We start from the raw sequence: 13,959 nt of genomic DNA, 5'->3' as shown, positions 1-13,959 counted from the left end.
GGGACGGTTGCGTCCCCCAGACCCCCTCCAAACGAAGCTAAGTGTGGGTGTTTCGATACCTGGGATCGTTAAGTTTTTCACTCCTCACTCCTCACCCCTTACTCCTTACCCCTCACCCCCTTTCATCCTACGCTTCGCGAACGGCAGGGCCGAACATCCCTCATCCTTCCTACTTTCACCCCTCACCCCTCACTCCTCTCTCCTCACCCTTGTACTATGGGAATGAGTTAATCCAGACCAGACTCAACATTGCACCAGGTAACAGGTATCTCAGCATGACCGCAGTCACTCCTAATCCCATGTCAGCTACTCCTGCTTTCTGTGAAGGCATTCAACATTTCGGTGATACGGTGCCTGGGTTTGATGCCTATGGCCAAATGCCTGCGATCGCGGAGGGGCAGAGGGCGATTGCCAACTCGACTGATCGGGCGGCGGTTTATCAGACGATGTTGGCGGCGGATGCGTTACGTTACCTAATTTTGCAAGTGACGGCGAGTAAGGCTTCGGGACACCCTGGTGGGTTTGCCAGCCAAGCGGAGGCTTATGCGGCGTTGGTGATGTTGGGGCACAAGAACATCATTACGGAGGTGGGGCACCATGCGCCTGGTTTCTACAGTGCGATGTTCCTCGATCGCTCGTTGGAAGATATGGGCATCAAGACGGTGCAGCAGTTGCGCGATCGCTTCCGGGAGAAGCATGGGCTGTTAGGGCATTTGTCGGGCTTTATTCCGGGCATTTTGGCTCCGGCGGGGCCATTGGGTCAGGGGCAACACTTCGCGATGGCGGCGGCGCTGTTACACCGCAATACGCTGTTTCCTTACACGGTGGGCGATGGGGGCTTGGGTGAGCCTTACATTATGAGTTCGATGGCGCATTTCCATACGGCTTATCCGGAAGCGACCAATTTCTTACCTGTGTTGGTTTGGAATGGCTTTAGCCAAGAACACCACAGCATGGTGTCGCTGAAGTCTAACGAGGAAATGCTGGCTTACTGGCGCGGTAACGGGTTTGAGGAAGTGATTTTGGTGGATGCCAAGGCTTTCGATGACCAAAACCAACCTGGAGCCTATGTGGATAGCACGGCTTTTTCGTTTGAGCAGCGGTTGGCATTCACGGAGGCGGTGTTAGCTGGAGTTGATAAAGCGGCTCAGTTGGCGCTGAATGGCAAGTTAACGGTCTTCATCATTAAGCAACTCAAGGGCGCTGGGGTACATGCTCGTGGGTCTAAATCTCACAATCTTTATGCCCATCACACCCTCGACAACCCCGATATTGTGGCAGCGTTGCAAGCTCGCGCTTTGCCTGCAAAGGCTTGGGAACTGGTGCGGACGAATTTTTCTCGCTCGAACGGCGGACCATCAGCCAAGACTGCGGTGACTGAGTTGGAACTGCCTCTGCCTGAACTTGGTAAGCTACCGCTGGAAGAATATTCGGTTGGCGGTGAACCCAAGGTTTCTACGACAGCGATGGGAGGATTGGTGGCGGCGGTAGGGCAGCGCGATCGCAACTATATTGTGACGAACGCTGACGGCAACGAAGCTTCGGGAATTGCCAATATCAACCAAGCGCTGAAGATTATTCACCCCACTACCGACGACCTCTACAACCAAAGCCCCACAGGTCAGGTTTATGAACCCCTCAGCGAGGATGCTTGTGCAGGCTTGGCCGCAGGGTTAGCTTTGATGGGGAGTCGCACGCTCTGGTGCTCTTACGAATCGTTTGCGATCAACGGCTTACCCATTTGGCAGACGGTGACCCAAGCCATGTCTGAACTGCGCCGCCCGGCTCCTTCTACCGTGACGCTGTTTACGGCTGGAGCCTTGGAGCAAGGCCGCAACGGTTGGACCCACCAACGCCCGGAAGTGGAAGCGTACTTCGCTGCGATGATGCGGAATGGCAATGTCTTTCCGCTATTCCCACCCGATGCCAACAGCATCCAAGTTTGTTACGACTGGGCTTTGACGACCAAGAACAAAGGCGTGGTGATCACAGCCAGCAAATCACCTTTGCCGATTCGCACCACATTTGCCCAAGCTCAGCAAGGATTGGAGCAAGGAGCCGTGACGCTGCAAGAAATTGCTGGCACGGAAGGCGGCAAGCTCGTAGTCTTAGCGGTGATTGGTGATATGACCCTGATTCCCGCTCTAGAAGCCGCGACTTTCTTGGAAACCGAAGGACTAGCGGTGCGCGTTGTCTCAATTATCAATCCTCGTCGCCTCTACCGTCCCTCAGATGTGGCTTGGGACACCTGCTCTGAAGCCGACGGTACATTCTTGGATGATGCTGGTTTTGCAGCCTTGTTTGGCGGCGATGCCCTGCTCGGCATTACTGGGGGTGCCAGTGGCATGCTAGAGCCAATCATGCTCCGCAGCACCAGCAAGCGAGACACCTTTGCCTGGAAGCGGGGTGAAACCACTGCTAGTGCCGGAGAATTAATGGCTTTTAATGGTTTGACTGCGGCAGCGATCGCCAAACGCGCGATCGAGTTGGTTCACTAAAACCAAACCTCCAAGTTCTACCCCTTGCACCGCCTCTCCCCTAACCCCTTTCCGACACGGAGAGGGACTTTGAATCTGGCTCTCCTTCCCTTGCAGGGAAGGGGTTGGGGGTTAGGTTTTATGGCAAGGCGATCGCAAACTCCAGAACAAAGGCAGTTTCGCCGCCACCACTTTCCACTCGAATGGCGATCCCTAAACGATCGGCAAACTTCTTTACCAGCGCTAACCCCAGCCCTGTCCCGCTATACTTCCAGGGATCGTGGTTGGGAATGCGGTAAAACTTGCTAAAAATATGCTCCTGTTCTGCGGCTGGAATCTCAACTCCAGAATTACTCACGCGAATTTCTAGTGCGGTTGAAGTTGCTTGAGCGGACAAAGCGATCGCGGCTCCAGCAGGACTATATTTGCAAGCATTATGCAGCAGCTCGATCAAGATTCGTTCTAAATAGGCAATATCGGTGGTTAAGGGTGGCAGATTGTCAGGAATATTGATCTGAAAGTGTTGTTGTTGATGACGAATTCGCTCAACAAACGGCTCTATAAAATAAGGAATGAAAAGCTGAAGATCAATCGTAGCAAGGTTAAGCGGCTCGGTATCAGCATCTAGTCGAGCCATGTCGAGGAGATTGTTAATCAGCTCCATCTCCCGCTGGCCTTCCTCGCGAATGATTTTGCAAGAACGGGCGATCGCATGGGATTCATCGCCAAACAGCCCCAGCGTTTGCAAGTTTACCTCTAGCACTTGAGTGGCTAGTTTAATGCTAGACATGGGGGTACGGAGTTCGTGAGAAACCGTGTTAAGAAAATCATCTTTGAGCTGGCTCAACCGTTCCAGTTCTTGCACTTGTCGCTGAGCTTCGCGATATAAGCGTGATTGGCGCAGGGCGATCGCACAGTGATTCGCTACCTGTTGTACCAGTCGGATTTCTAAGTCGTTAAAGCTTTCTTCTTTTCGCCTAAACAGCCACAGATCCCCTAAAACCCCTTGATCATCGTAAATAGAGCAAGCGAGGATGACTAATTGGCTGACATTAGGAGGCGCTTTATCTGGAGTAATAGGGCAAAATTGCAGAGCTTCCCTCTCTAAAAAAGCAACATTCGAGGGAGAGGCAGGAGTGATTTGCAAAAACCACCCTTGAGCGGCAGCTAAAGTTTGGTGAGATTCATAGGCAGTCGTAGCTCGCGTGTGGTCAGCCTGATAGATTTCGACATCGCAATACTCAACGCCCAATCCCGCTCCTAATTCCTGTACGGCTGTTTGGAGGATGTGTTGCTCATCCAAACTGTCACGGACCTTGGCTGTAATTCGTTGCAGTAATGACTCAAAATTCAAGGCTTGTTGCAGTTGAGCCGTCCGTTGCTGCACTTGCTCTTCCAGTTTGGCATTCAACTCCAATAGCTCTATCTGCTTAAGTTCCAATGCTGCCTGAGCTTGCTCTAATGCTGCGTTAGCCTGATTCTGGGCGCGAGTAGCGGCTTCTGCTACTTTCTTAGCTTGCAGCAGTTCGTCTTCATACTGGATGCGCTGGCGAATGGGAACAAAGATGCAGTCGTTGGAGCAGCTGTTATCTCGTTCTTGCCGCACCGCATTAATCAGCATGGGGACATCATTTCCCTGCTTAGAGCGCAACAAGAGATAAATCTCCTCAACTTTGCCGAGCAGCTTCAACAGTGGAAAGAGATGGGTTTGATAGAAGATGCGGCTGGCGATCGGTAGAATCGATGCGATGGGTAGCCCCTCTAACTGATCTGGCTCATATCCCAGCAATTTAGACAGGGTGGCATTAACCATTGCAATGGTGCCATTGTCTGTAAATGAGAGGAAACCGCAGGGAGCTGTATTGAGCAGCCCGTCTATCTGGCACACCATAAACTTAGAAATTGCGGGCTTTATGTATCCTAAGCTACAGACAAATAGTCCTGCATCAGCTGAATGGCTTCTTCTGGATGGCTCATATGGGGGCAATGCCCGGTTGCCTGCATGATTTGCAAGGCGCTTTCGCTCAAATAGTGATGCATGTAATGGCCTACCTCAGTCGGAGCGATCGCATCTTCAGAGCATTGCAGGATCAGCGATGGCACGGTTACTTGAGGCAAGTCAGAGCGGTTGTCAGAGAAAAAGGTAACCTCAGCAAAGCGACGCATAATTACCGGATCGGTGGAGCAAAAGCTAGTCTCAAGCTCTTGAGCCAGTTCTGGGTGTTCTGAGTTCTGCATAATCACTGGAGCGAGAAAGCTGGCCCAGCCGATGTAGTTTTTATCCATCAGATCCAACAGGTCTTCAATGTCTCGGCGATCGAATCCGCCTGGGTAGTCCGGCAGATCATTGAGATAGCAGGGCGAAGGAGCCATGAGAATCAGATGGCTGAAGCGCTGGGGAGCTTGAATCGATGCCAAGATGCCAATGACACTACTCACCGAGTGCCCAACAAAAATCACGTCCTGCAAATCCAGTGCGGTGCAGACATCCAGCACATCCTGGGCATAACCTTTGAGGTCACTGTAGCGCTCAGGGCTATAAGCCTGAAGATCTGACTTTCCAGACCCGACATAATCGAATAAAACGACTTTGTAATCATTCTCGAAAGCTGATGTGACAAAACGCCATACATTTTGATCACACCCGAATCCGTGAGCGAACAGGATTGGTTGCGTACCCTTTCCAAGGACGTTCACATTATTCCGCAGAAAAATGTTTTGAGCCATTCTATTTCTCACTGATCTTTATAGATTTCCCAGGCGTTCTGAGCGGATCTACAACTGCTCAGGCGTTGCAATCAACTGTAACAGCGGTGCGATCGCCCAGAGATCACCAGCAAGAGAGACGAGAGATCAACCACTAATAATTGGCAACGTCGAGAAGTTTGATTTACCGTGAAACCTCCGAGGCGGGGCAGGAGTCAAACTTAAGATCATGAACTTTAAGATCATGAGCAGTAGCAAACAAAGCACAGCCTGCTAGACCTAATTAGGGGGCATCGACGGATGCGAGCGGATTTACAGGGCTTAGAGATTACCAAAGGCGAGCTGCGACGGCTGAGCGGCGTGCGGCGTGGCGACTTGCTGATTCCTCCCACCCGAAGACAAATTAGCTGGGAATTGCTCAGGACTCTAATTGCGATCGCCCTTCTCGCTCTCAGCTATTGGGTTTTATCACTAAATTTTGCTCACCACACATTTCTCCTGATCGTCCTACATTTGAGTGCCGTGGTAGGACTCGTAGTGGATGATGTGCAAACGATTCACTTTAGCCGTAAAAATCGCCATCTGATTAACTTAGTGATGGATGTGGATCGTTACAACGCGGTGATTAAGGCGATCGACATCAACGACCAAATTGAAGCAGCAGGTAACTCAGAAGTAGCTCTGCACAACCGAGAGCAGGTGATTGAAGCCTTAGAACTCACCAGATCTGATTTAGTCCGAGCGCTGAAAACTGAAAGAATTTTGCGAACGAATCACCGCTTCATGGCTCGACATTCAGATTTATTTGACAATAACTTGACAGCCTTAGCGACTTTACAAGTTAATGATCAAGCTAGCGAACATGGACGATTGCTGAATCAGGCATTGGACATCGCAGTCGATGTGCAAGCAGAAATGAAGAAGTTACAAAACCAGCGATTCAGTTGAGCATGACTACCAAGCCTAAAATTATTGTTCTCGATGACGATCCCACCGGATCGCAGACTGTCCATAGCTGTTTGCTCCTGACCCGCTGGGATGTAGAAACGCTGCGAGTCGGGTTAGCGGATGAGTCTCCCATCTTTTTTGTCTTGACCAACACTCGCGCCTTGTCGCCGGAAGAAGCTACAACCGTGACGCGAGAAGCTTGTCAAAACTTAAAGCAGGCAATCGCCCTAGAGAATAGTCAAGATTTTTTGATCGTTAGCCGCTCTGACTCCACGCTGCGCGGTCACTATCCTGTAGAAACCGATGCGATCGCGGAGGAGTTGGGGCCGTTTGATGCTCACTTTCTTGTCCCTGCTTTCTTCGAGGGGGGAAGATTCACGCGGGACAGCATCCATTACTTAATGATGGATGGCGTGCCTACTCCGGTACATGAAACAGAATTTGCCCGTGACTCTGTGTTCGCTTATCAGCACAGTTACTTGCCCGATTATGTGGAGGAGAAAACTCAAGGGCGTATCACCGCTGATCAAGTTGAGCGATTTCTCACGGCTGACATTCAAGCTGGGGTACGCGATCGCCTGAGACAGCTCAACCACAATCAATGCGGCGTAGTCGATGCAGAAAACCAAACCGACTTAAATCACTTTGCATCTGATATTTTGGCGATCGCAGCCGCAGGAAAGCGGTTTTTATTTCGTAGTGCCGCTAGTTTGCTCACCGCTCTAGCCGCCTTGCCTCCCCAGCCAACTCCACCAGAAAATATGGCCCAGTACGCCAGAGATGGCAAACCAGGGGCAGTCATTGTGGGTTCCCACGTCCAAAAAACCACCGAGCAGCTGGAACGACTCTTGCAAGAACCAGGCATTGTCGGGATTGAGGTCGAAGTAGCGCGGCTGAGAGATGGTGCTGCTGCCAGTCGCGCGGCCCTCTTAGACGAAACGTTGCAGGCTGTCCGTGAGGCTCATGTCGCTGGGAAAACGCCCGTGGTTTACACCAGTCGGCAAGAGCTGACCTTTGAGGATGTGCAGGTACGCTTAGACTTTGGTACAGCGGTTTCAGCCTTGCTAATGGATGTAGTGCGCGGATTACCCCGTGAGATTGGCTTCCTGATTAGTAAAGGCGGCATTACCTCCAATGACGTGTTGAGCACTGGCTTAAACTTAACCACAGCTCGACTCTTAGGCCAAGTCTTAGCAGGCTGCTCAATGGTTTGCACTCCCGCGAATCATCCTCTCTTTCCTAGCTTGCCTGTGGTGCTGTTTCCTGGCAATGTAGGGGATGCCGATGGCTTAGCCACAGTTTATCGTCGGCTTAGCAAACCTAGCTAGAATACAGTCCTACCGTCTTTAATGAGGGGAAATGAGTCTGCAAAGTCCCCCAGAATCGTTTCAGGTTCTAACCGCTTAGGCACGTTTCGCATGACCTCTGATTCCAACACTCCTATTTCTGCTCCACCTGCTGCCCCCACGCAAAGCAACGCAGTTGTAACTCCTAACCCTGCATCTGCCGGAGCCACGACCACAAGTACAGCGACGCCTCCCAATCCAACGGAACCTGCCGAGTCTGCTGTGAAAACTTCTGTTACGGCTCCCGACGCAGCTTCCGATACAGTTCCCGATGCAGTTCCCGATGCGGCTGCTCAGTCTACATCAGCTCCTGCTTCAGAAGTACCTCTGATCAAAGACCTACAGGTGCGGTTCAAGAGTGAGGCAGGCCAATTACTTTTGATGTTGCCTCCCGAAACGGAGGTTAGCGATCCGCCTTCTCCGACGGCTCTAACTTGGGCTGACTTATGGCAACAACTCAAGCAACGCTTATCGGGGGGCGATCGCTTTTGGCAACCCGGAACCGTTGTGCATCTGATGGCGAGAGATCGCTTGCTGGATGGGCGGCAGCTCCAGGCGATCGCGGATGCTCTTTCAGAAGTGCAACTGCAACTCAAGCGGGTGGCTACCAGTCGCCGCCAAACTGCTGTGGCCGCAGCTACCGCAGGTTATTCGGTTGAGCAACAAGCAGCCGTCGCCCACCTCAGCCAACCCACTACTGCTACCCAACCTGCTTTAGCCGATCCGCTCTATATTCAGACCACGGTGCGTTCTGGGGTCGAGATTCGCCATCCCGGTACCATCGTGGTCATAGGAGACATCAATCCTGGCAGTTCTCTGATTGCAGACGGCGATATTGTGGTTTGGGGCCGATTGCGGGGTGTGGCTCATGCGGGCGCAAGTGGGAATACGCAATGTCGGATTATGGCGCTGCAAATGGAGCCAACCCAACTGCGGATCGCGGAATCTGTAGCCCGTGCCCCCGAAAAGCCGCCAGCCCAGTACTATCCAGAAGTGGCTTATGTTACCAAGGAAGGAATTCGGATTGCTCGTTCTATCGATTTCGCTAAAACTCAATTACTCATCTCGATCAACTCAGGCCCAACTTCCTGACATTTTGGCAGGAGAATGATTGAATGCAGATGATTAATAAGTCTCACTGAATTAATTTCGGTGAAAATGCGGTTTGAGTTAAAGTTAATTGAAAGTTGAAGTAAAGTTCATTCGTCTAACCACCTCATGAGTCGCGTTATTGTTGTTACATCGGGAAAAGGAGGGGTGGGCAAAACCACCACCACAGCCAACTTGGGCATGGCCCTGGCTCAGAGAGGTCGCAAAGTTGTGGTTGTGGACGCAGATTTCGGCCTGAGAAATTTGGATTTGCTGCTGGGGCTAGAAAATCGCATCGTTTATACTGCAGTGGAAGTGCTAGCAGGTGAATGTCGGCTAGAGCAAGCGCTAGTAAAAGATAAGCGCCAAAGCCGTCTCGCCTTACTACCTGCTGCCCAAAACCGCACCAAGGACGCAGTCAGCCCTGACCAGATGAAGCAGGTGATCAGCGCCTTAGCCAAAGCTTACGACTACGTTTTAGTCGATAGTCCCGCTGGGATTGAAATGGGCTTCCAGAATGCGATCGCCGCCGCTCAAGAAGCTTTAATCGTCACTACCCCAGAAATCGCGGCAGTTCGGGACGCGGATCGGGTCGTCGGCTTACTAGAAGCCAATAACGTCAAGAAAATTCGTCTGATCGTCAATCGCCTCAAGCCAGCGATGGTGCAGGTTAACGACATGATGTCTGTACAAGACGTGCAAGAAATTCTCGCCATTCCCCTGATCGGTGTGATTCCGGACGACGAACGGGTGATCGTTTCTACAAACCGAGGGGAACCCTTAGTCTTATCGGAAACTCCTTCTAACGCAGGCACTGCTTTCAGTAATATTGCCCGCCGCCTAGAAGGTGAAACCGTAGAATTTTTGGATCTCAACCCCAACAACGGCAGCGTTTTCTCCCGCCTTCGGAAGTTTCTGTACACCAGGATTCTTTAACTCTCTTGGTCAGGTCAAGGCTTTTATTCAGATTGCATTTACCGCATCGTTAGCCTCGTCCTCTATTCCTGCTTCTATATCCATGCTTTTGCCAGATTCTTGACCCTCCCCAAGCTCCATGATCAATGAACTGTTAGAACGCCTATTTCCCCGCCAGGGTTACGAAAGTAGCCGCCAAGAAGTGAAGCGCCGTCTGCAATTTGTTTTGGCCCATGACCGAGCTGACCTCAGCCCTGAGTCGATGGATCAAATGCGGAAAGAAATTCTAGACGTGGTTTCTCGCTACGTTGAGATTGATGCTGAGGGTCTGGAATTTTCTCTGGCTAACAATGAACGAGTCACGGCTTTAATCGCTAACTTGCCTATCCGTCGCGTCCGGCAAGACTCTGAGGAGTCATGAGCGCTAACACTTCTCCCGATTGCAACTCTCTTACGAGTTGTGCTCAAGCCCTGAAGCTCGATCAAATTCAGCGGCATGTCTTTATCTGCGCCGACCAGACGGTGCCCAAGTGCTGCGATAAGCAATTGAGCCTAGAATCCTGGGACTACCTGAAGCGGCGATTGAAAGAACTAAAACTCGATACCCCAATTGCTTCCAATAGGGCGATTTCTACAGGGGCGATCGCAGATTCAACCTCTGCCGCATCCCCTTACGTCTTTCGCACTAAGGCCAACTGTCTGCGCGTCTGTCAGCAAGGCCCCATCTTAGTCATTTATCCAGATGGGGTTTGGTACCATAGCGCCACGCCAGAAGTAATTGAGCGCATTATTCAAGAACATTTAATTGGCAATCAAATTGTCTCAGAATTCGCTTTTTTGACTCATCCTTTGCCGAATCCGTCCAAGACCACAGCAGAAATTGAGTTAAAAGTTAGTGATTCAGCCGCTGAAACCCTGGCTACGGCTCACGATTAGGCGATCGCAAATCCAACTTTGTTAAAAAATACTAATTAACCCGAATTAAGCCTGGGTTGCCAACGATACTTTGATAATGAAAAAACTTGTTAAGTCGGCCACCAAAGTCACCTGCCATGCTTGAAGTAGGTAAATAATTGATAAAGTCAGCACCCTACTAGACCACTGTCAATTCCTGATCAGGCACTATATTAATGAAGGAATACGTAGTAGACAGCGACATGTCTAGTAGAATGTGACAACAATACTGAAAGTTTTATTTATAAACTTTAATTAATTCAGGCATGGCGAGTGACAAAGCATGAAGGAAGCGAGCGTGGGAGATCACAAACGGCTACTGCTTATTGATGACGATCCTAACTTAATTCTGTTAGTCAAGGATTACCTGGAATTTCGCGGGTATGAAGTAGTTACAGCAGAAAATGGCCGTGAAGCTCTAGAAATTCTGGAGCAAGATATTCCAGATATGATTATTTGCGATGTGATGATGCCGGAAATGGACGGCTATTCCCTCGTAAAGCATGTGAGAGAAGACTCTCGCACTAGCTGGATTCCAGTTCTATTCTTATCGGCCAAGGGACAAAGCCAAGACCGCGTTAAGGGGCTCAACACCGGGGCAGATGTTTATATGGTGAAGCCCTTTGAGCCTGAAGAACTAGTGGCTCAAGTGGAGTCCTCACTGAAGCAAGCATCCCGGATGATGCAGCATCAAACCAAGGGCATCGACAATGGTCCTAAAATCCAGGTTCCCTTCGATGTCGAACTCACCCCAACTGAGTTGAAAGTGGTGCAGTTTGTGGCCCGTGGGATGGCTAATCGGGAAATCGCTGACGAACTCAATGTCAGCCAACGCACGATTGAAAGTCACGTCAGCAACATGCTGGGTAAGACAGGTCTACACAACCGCACAGAATTAGCACGCTGGGCGATCGAGAACAATATGGCCTAGTTGTGGTTCCAGCCACAGCAGTGTAGATAAACCGCAAAAGCAGAGTAGAACTCAAACTAAGTTGTTCTACTCTGCTTTTTTAGGAGCCCGACAAAACTCGCTTACAGCCAATCATCTCCATCTGGGTTTGGTTTTCCCCAAATCGTGATGTTTAAAGATTGGAGATAGGCTAACGCTTGTTGGAGTTGTGGGGGAATACCCCGCAGTTCTAGGTCAAACCAGCCATCTTCTTGGAGATTGGCGCTGAGTCGAGCAGCGGTAATGTTAACGCTCAGCCCACATTGAGCTGTGAGATGAGAAATAATCGGTTCTTGGCGACGTTGAGCTGGAATCCGCACTTTAATGCGAATTTGGGTTGAGCTTTCAGCGCCCCGGTACGACCGCGATCGCCTTGGTGCAAAGGCTGGCTGAGACTTCTTCAACCAGCAAGGTTGCTCGTGTTGCAGCATGGGTAACTGCGTCTGCATTACCAACCATCCTCTTGCGCACTCGAATCGTGCCAAATCTCCAGGTCTAGCTCATTTAAGTAGAGCAAGGCACTGTCAATCTGGGCAGTGGTGCCCTGGAGTTCTAAGTCAAACCAGCCATCGTCTCGTGCGTTCGCTCCTAGCAAAGCCGCTGTGATATTTACAGTGAGGCCATGCTGAGAGATTAGGCGAGAAATGACAGGCTCTTGATGGTAGTTCTTGGGGATACGAATCCTAATGCGAGTTTGGGTGTATCGCTGATCCGCAGTCGCCTCTGAAACGGGAGCCGATAGATGAGATTCGCCCAGCGGTTTACCATCTGGGTTTGAAGTATTCAAGAGAGTGTAGCGATCGCTGTCATCCGCCAACATGATCTGCCTCCTATTCAATATCTTTGATTTTGGTTTTACGTTCCAAAATTTCCTTGAGCACCAAGGTCACAACAGCTAGAAACGCGAGCAGCACCGCCGCAGAAAAGGCCGATTGGGTCGCATACTGCTTGTAGGCTTCTTCTACAAACAACGGCAGCGTCTGGGTTTTGCCCGCAATGTTGCCAGAAACGACAGAAACTGCCCCAAACTCACCCATGACTCTGGCATTGGTCAAAATTACGCCATACATCAAACCCCAGCGAATATTAGGAATCGTGACTCGCCAGAAAATCTGCCAATCGCTAGCGCCTAGAGTTCTAGCTGCTTCTTCTTGATCACTGCCTGCTTCTTCCAGCACCGGAATCACTTCGCGAGCAATAAAGGGCAGGGTAATAAAGGCACTCGCTAGCACCATCGCGGGCATGGCGAAAATAATTTTGATGTTCCCTGCTTCTAGCCAAGAGCCAAACCAGCCATTGCGCCCATACAGGAGCACAATCATCAAACCTGCCACGACTGGAGACACCGCAAAGGGAACATCCAACAAGCTAATGAGAAAAGTGCGTCCCCGAAACTGATTGCGAGCAATGACCCAAGCCGCACAAAGACCAAATATGGTGTTGATGGGCACTACGATCAAGGCAATTAAAAAAGTGAGTTTGGCAGCATGCAGGAAGTTGGCTTCCCCTAAGTTGCCTAAAAATGGCCCCACCCCGTCTTTAAATGCCTGCACAAAAACGTTGAAAGCTGGGATAAACAGCACCAAGGAGAGATAGGCGATCGCGATGCCAATCAAGACTCCTTTGACCCAAGTTTTTTGTCGAGCGGGAGTAGGAGCTTGGGGCTCGGAGATCTCAGGATTAAAAGATTTACCTGCCAGACTAGAGCTCATACTGCCGTCCCCACGCTTGCAATAGATTAATTGCTAATAGAATCAGCAACGAAATGCCTAAGAGCACCGTGCCAATGACGGTAGCACCGGAGTAGTCGTATTGCTCCAAGCGTTGAATAATCAGCACAGAAGCAATCAAGTCTTTGAATGGGATGTTAGAGGCGACAATCACGACGGAGCCATACTCGCCCACCGCACGAGAGAATCCCAAGGCCAATCCGGTCAGAATCGCTGGCAATAAGGGGGGCAAAACCACCCGATAAAAAGTTTGGAACTGGGAAGCACCTAAAGACCAAGCAGCTTCTTCTACTTCTTTCTCCATCTCGTGCAAGACGGGTTGGAGCGTCCGCACCACAAAGGGCAAGGAAATAAAGATCATCGCCACACCGACCCCCAACCGGGTAAAGGCCACTTTAATTCCCAAGGGAGCCAGCAACGAACCAATCCAGCCGTTGTCGCTGTAAACTGTGGCGATGGTCAAACCTGCAACTGAAGTGGGCAGGGCAAACGGCAAATCGATCGCAGCATCAATGATCCGCTTGAAAGGAAACTCGTACCGTACCAAAACCCAAGCAATTAAAACACCAAAAACGGCATTAATTAGGGCCGCAATCAGAGCGGTGACAAAGGTGACATTATAGGTGGCTAGGGCTACAGGACTCGTAGCAATGCGCCAAAATTCAGCAGGAGTCTCGGTACTGGCCTTAGCAATCAGCGCTGCCACAGGTAGCAGCAACATAATTGTGAGATATCCCAAAGTTACGCGCCAAGGCCAAGACAGCCCCAAGAGCCTTTGAATCGGGTTTTTGGGCCGGGAGGAAGCAGAGGGAAGAGTTGAAACAGCCATAGAGCAGAGCAAGTAA

14 protein-coding genes are annotated in these 13,959 nt (G+C 50.6%); 8 read left to right on the top strand and 6 right to left on the bottom strand.

The genetic code is table 11. From position 1 onward, the window contains the following. The first annotated feature begins 275 nt into the window (after positions 1-275). Positions 276-2,498 (top strand): phosphoketolase, encoded by a 2,223-nt coding sequence (locus tag KME12_00510; protein ID MBW4486251.1) that lies wholly within the window; start codon positions 276-278, stop codon positions 2,496-2,498. Between the two features lie 118 nt (positions 2,499-2,616). On the opposite strand, the gene KME12_00505 is transcribed toward KME12_00510, so the two are convergent. Then, positions 2,617-4,368, bottom strand: coding sequence for a GAF domain-containing protein (locus tag KME12_00505; GenBank protein MBW4486250.1), 1,752 nt, complete (start codon positions 4,366-4,368; stop codon positions 2,617-2,619). Positions 4,369-4,397: 29 nt separating this feature from the next. Then, on the bottom strand, positions 4,398-5,204 hold the full coding sequence (locus KME12_00500; GenBank protein MBW4486249.1) for an alpha/beta hydrolase: 807 nt from the start codon (positions 5,202-5,204) through the stop codon (positions 4,398-4,400). A 279-nt stretch (positions 5,205-5,483) separates the two neighbouring features. On the opposite strand from KME12_00500, the gene KME12_00495 reads away from it, so the two are divergent. The 7 genes from KME12_00495 to KME12_00465 all read left to right on the top strand — a co-directional run bounded on the left by KME12_00495 (position 5,484) and on the right by KME12_00465 (position 11,366). Beyond that, the gene (locus KME12_00495) at positions 5,484-6,131 is read left to right on the top strand and encodes a hypothetical protein (protein ID MBW4486248.1); all 648 of its coding nucleotides are present in this window, start codon (positions 5,484-5,486) and stop codon (positions 6,129-6,131) included. A gap of 2 nt (positions 6,132-6,133) precedes the next feature. Further along, entirely contained in the window at positions 6,134-7,459 is a 1,326-nt protein-coding gene (locus KME12_00490) for a four-carbon acid sugar kinase family protein (GenBank protein MBW4486247.1), read from the top strand. A gap of 90 nt (positions 7,460-7,549) precedes the next feature. Then, positions 7,550-8,569 (top strand): septum site-determining protein MinC, encoded by a 1,020-nt coding sequence (minC, locus tag KME12_00485; protein MBW4486246.1) that lies wholly within the window; start codon positions 7,550-7,552, stop codon positions 8,567-8,569. 126 nt (positions 8,570-8,695) lie between these two features. Next, positions 8,696-9,502, top strand: coding sequence for a septum site-determining protein MinD (gene minD, locus KME12_00480; protein MBW4486245.1), 807 nt, complete (start codon positions 8,696-8,698; stop codon positions 9,500-9,502). 118 nt (positions 9,503-9,620) lie between these two features. Continuing rightward, entirely contained in the window at positions 9,621-9,902 is a 282-nt protein-coding gene (gene minE, locus KME12_00475) for a cell division topological specificity factor MinE (GenBank protein MBW4486244.1), read from the top strand. Next, complete coding sequence (locus KME12_00470; GenBank protein ID MBW4486243.1) at positions 9,899-10,417, top strand: ferredoxin; 519 nt, start codon at positions 9,899-9,901, stop codon at positions 10,415-10,417. Before minE ends, KME12_00470 begins: the two co-directional genes overlap by 4 nt. Positions 10,418-10,718: 301 nt before the next feature. Next, entirely contained in the window at positions 10,719-11,366 is a 648-nt protein-coding gene (locus tag KME12_00465) for a response regulator transcription factor (protein ID MBW4486242.1), read from the top strand. 101 nt (positions 11,367-11,467) lie between these two features. Here the strand turns inward: KME12_00465 and KME12_00460 are convergent, their stop codons facing one another. From KME12_00460 to cysT, 4 genes are read right to left on the bottom strand one after another with little or no spacing between them, the layout of a single operon-like run. After that, complete coding sequence (locus KME12_00460) at positions 11,468-11,815, bottom strand: NIL domain-containing protein (GenBank protein ID MBW4486241.1); 348 nt, start codon at positions 11,813-11,815, stop codon at positions 11,468-11,470. 17 nt (positions 11,816-11,832) lie between these two features. After that, a complete protein-coding gene (locus tag KME12_00455; GenBank protein ID MBW4486240.1) occupies positions 11,833-12,204 on the bottom strand; it encodes an NIL domain-containing protein in 372 nt (123 codons plus the stop codon). Between the two features lie 10 nt (positions 12,205-12,214). Next, on the bottom strand, positions 12,215-13,096 hold the full coding sequence (cysW, locus tag KME12_00450; GenBank protein MBW4486239.1) for a sulfate ABC transporter permease subunit CysW: 882 nt from the start codon (positions 13,094-13,096) through the stop codon (positions 12,215-12,217). Next, the gene (gene cysT, locus KME12_00445; protein ID MBW4486238.1) at positions 13,086-13,943 is read right to left on the bottom strand and encodes a sulfate ABC transporter permease subunit CysT; all 858 of its coding nucleotides are present in this window, start codon (positions 13,941-13,943) and stop codon (positions 13,086-13,088) included. The genes cysW and cysT overlap by 11 nt, the downstream gene beginning before the upstream one ends. Between the last annotated feature and the right edge of the window lie 16 nt (positions 13,944-13,959).

This window comes from Trichocoleus desertorum ATA4-8-CV12 (assembly GCA_019358975.1).
GTDB lineage: Bacteria > Cyanobacteriota > Cyanobacteriia > FACHB-46 > FACHB-46 > Trichocoleus > Trichocoleus desertorum_A.
The sequence above is the reverse complement of the archived record's forward strand: the minus strand, read 5'-3'. Positions and strand labels throughout refer to the sequence as shown.